The organism is uncultured Shewanella sp. (assembly GCF_947501665.1).
GTDB lineage: Bacteria > Pseudomonadota > Gammaproteobacteria > Enterobacterales > Shewanellaceae > Shewanella.
Genome location: NZ_CANMWS010000106.1, coordinates 1 through 270, shown reverse-complemented (window position 1 = coordinate 270; position 270 = coordinate 1). Strand labels below are relative to the sequence as shown.

Sequence of the window (270 nt, the reverse complement as noted above, 5' to 3'; positions counted from 1 at the left end):
TGGTTCATGACTGGGGTGAAGTCGTAACAAGGTAGCCCTAGGGGAACCTGGGGCTGGATCACCTCCTTACCTATACGGCTAACTTAGCTCTGCTGGGTCGACAATATGGCATCCGTGCCGAGTCGACACAAATACATCCGTGTATATGAGTGTTCACACAGATATGCTTGTCGAGAAGAAAGAATAAAAATATATGGGTCTGTAGCTCAGCTGGTTAGAGCGCACCCCTGATAAGGGTGAGGTCGGTGGTTCAAGTCCACTCTGACCCAC

Annotated in this window: 1 tRNA gene and 1 rRNA gene; both read left to right on the top strand. The window is 50.0% G+C overall.

From position 1 onward, the window contains the following. Window positions 1-69 (top strand): 16S ribosomal RNA (locus Q0976_RS24110); the annotation flags it as partial. A gap of 126 nt (window positions 70-195) precedes the next feature. Then, a tRNA-Ile gene (locus Q0976_RS24105) sits at window positions 196-269 on the top strand. Window position 270 lies beyond the last annotated feature (1 nt).